Origin of the sequence: Vibrio sp. 10N.222.46.A1 (assembly GCF_041473595.1) — a bacterium.
Taxonomy (GTDB): Bacteria; Pseudomonadota; Gammaproteobacteria; order Enterobacterales; family Vibrionaceae; genus Vibrio; species Vibrio tasmaniensis_A.
In genome coordinates this window covers 1-2688 of sequence record NZ_JBFRSN010000355.1, presented here as the reverse complement: position 1 = coordinate 2688, position 2688 = coordinate 1, and the positions used below count along the sequence as shown (strand labels likewise).

The window sequence follows — 2688 nt, the reverse complement described above, 5'->3', positions numbered from 1 at the left end:
ACTCGTAACAGGCTCGAGCTAGTTGGTCGTCAGCATCATGCACTGGTTGGATTCAACCTTAATAGTTAAGTCCTTACCAACACATTCGAACACTTCGCCAGACAACAGATCCGTCACAGCGCCTGTCCAATTTAATGAGGCCGTCTTGCTTCGTTTCGATTTATTAATCACCACAATGCCTTTGTCGCCACGAACAAACACCAACAAGTCATCATTGGCTTCAACCACCTGCATCGCTTCGCCATGAACATGGTTATGGAATTGAATCATGTTTTTCATATAAGGCGCTTGCCAGTCGTTAAGCCAACGAGGTTGGCCACTCTTGTCCAGAATACCGCTGGTGCTGAGCTCACTGTAAACAAGCGGCACACCGCCATCTCGTCCAAGAATAAAGGCGTGAGCTAATTGCTCGTCGACTTCATCCATCACATGTTCCAAAAACACCTCGTTATTTGGAATGTCATGAGTGACAGCAAAAGTGATCGCTCGCATGTTCGACAGAGCTTGACCAAAACAGTATGGGTTGATCAGAGACTTAAAACTGCCCTGCTCTTCAAAAGCTTTGAAGATGGTATTGAATAGCGGAAAATCATACGCCCCTAAACGAGTGTGTTTAAGGTAAGGCTCGAGGAACAGTTCGTACTCTTCTTTGGTTGCACCACCGTCAGTAATGATCTCGCCAAAGATATGCATTTCTTCACAGATATCATCAGTCCAAACCTTACGTAGATGTGACAGTGTCATGTGTTTCGCTGCGTCGATGCGAAACCCTTTCACACCAATCACTTTCAAGGCTTTTAGGTAAGCTCGCTGCTGTGTAACCACATTGTCGTTGTCTAACAGCGTTGGCAGGCCTGGATCGCTTGCTCCACCAGTAATACGTCCGTTTTGCACCTCCCAAGTGTCTTTCCAGTTCTTGATACCAAACGCTTCGACAAAGTCGTTCTCATCAAACAAAGGTTTAGAAAGATCACCAAACAAACGAACGGATTCGTAATACTCAGAATCTTGTTGGTAAGACGCCATGTCTTGTTGATTTGGATACGTCAAATCACCGCGAATACTCGACTCGTTAGCCATGTGGTTAAACACAACGTCCACATAGGTACGAAGCCCATGTTGCTTTAACGTGTTCACCATTGCAGTGAAGTCTTGCGTATCACCAAGCTGATTATCGATCACACGATAATCTTGGGGTTGATAGCGCTGCCACCATTGGGTACCTGTATCTCGATCACAGCCTTTAGGCCCTCGTAACGACTTCATTGCCGGCGAGACTAAAACAGATTTATAACCCAACTCTTGAATCAGAGGGGCGTTCTTCATTACGTCAGCGTAGCACCAGTCAAAAGCATGCAATATAACATCTGTCGCTGGGGTGCTTAACATAGCTGAACTCTCCATGTTGTTCTCCTACCAAACTCGTTTACAGCTTTCTAGATAAATACAAAGGCTAAAAGGCAAAGCTGCATAAATTTCCTTAAGAATGGTATTTATTATATGAGTTACTCATTAAAACCCCTCCTCCTCCCACCGATTAGTCAAGGTGGATAGTTAAGGGCGTAGCGCCAATTATCGCATAACGTCCGGGATGAACACTCAGCCATAATGTTTTTAAATGCGCCCAAAAATGACAAAAAAGGAGCGTATCTACGCTCCTTTTATTCAATCTAACACATATCAATGACTAAGTTCGGTAAAGAACCTTCACTACGTGCCAGCCAAATTTTGTTTTTACCAGATGTGGTACAAGTGTCTCGCCAGAGAAACAAATCTTATCAAACTGAGGCACCATTTGACCTTTTTTGAACTCGCCTAGGTCGCCGCCCTTTTTACCTGATGGACAGGTTGAATGCTTCTTCGCTAGCGTTTGAAATTTAGCGCCCTTTTTAAGCTGCGTCATGATGTCTTCTGCTAATTCTTTATGCTTCACCAAAATATGAAGCGCTGCTGCTGTTCTTGCCATGATAATTCTCAGTTTGTTGCTGTCAGTTGATTTGCGATGATTACGTAGAATTCATCAACGTACTGACTGTTGTAATTCTGCTTACGGCTAACGACTTGTCGACAAAAGTCCATCAAACGCCTGCGTTTAGCGTGATTTTAACCCAAGAATCGTCATTCTTCACTCTATAACCGAAAACAACCCCCTTAAAGATCTTTAAAAACCGCATAGTGACTTGCTGCGAATGCCATTTCCCTTTAAATTAATCCTTATAGATTAAGCGCGTATTAAGTAGGAGCCACTTATGGCCAAACCGATAAGTAAAGCGAGTCAGTCACAGGGAATGCTGATGTTCAAGTTATCCCTCACTCAAAGTTTTGCGATAGGCACGCTTAAGGTCAGAGAAATCGTTCCTTTCCAGCCAATGACCCAAATCCCTTACTCTCATCACCACGTGATTGGTACCGTCACTATTCGCGAACTTACGGTTCCAGTTATTGATATGTCTGCGGCTATTGGGTTTCGACCGATCACACCGACTGAATACCAAGACTGTGTGCTCATCGTGACAGATTGCTTAAGAACCGTTGTAGCATTCTTGGTTCGTTCGATTGATAAAATCATTGAATGTGACTGGAAGAGTATTGAGTCGCCACCCGCAAGTGTAGGAACCAATGTGTTTGTTACCGGCATTACACGTTTTGAAGATCGTATCGTGCAGATGCTCGACGTAGAGTTATTAC

At 44.0% G+C, this 2688-nt stretch carries 3 protein-coding genes; 1 reads left to right on the top strand and 2 read right to left on the bottom strand.

The window, feature by feature from the left end; translation table 11 throughout:
- Nucleotides 1–18: 18 nt before the first annotated feature.
- On the bottom strand, nucleotides 19–1404 hold the full coding sequence (locus tag AB4496_RS11420; RefSeq protein WP_009845727.1) for an alpha-amylase family glycosyl hydrolase: 1386 nt from the start codon (nucleotides 1402–1404) through the stop codon (nucleotides 19–21).
- A 283-nt stretch (nucleotides 1405–1687) separates the two neighbouring features.
- Nucleotides 1688–2017, bottom strand: a complete 330-nt coding sequence (gene ppiC, locus AB4496_RS11415) for a peptidylprolyl isomerase PpiC (RefSeq protein ID WP_269667539.1) — start codon at nucleotides 2015–2017, stop codon at nucleotides 1688–1690.
- A 232-nt stretch (nucleotides 2018–2249) separates the two neighbouring features.
- On the opposite strand from ppiC, the gene AB4496_RS11410 reads away from it, so the two are divergent.
- On the top strand, nucleotides 2250–2688 hold a 439-nt coding region (locus AB4496_RS11410), incomplete at its 3' end, for a chemotaxis protein CheW (protein ID WP_372130994.1).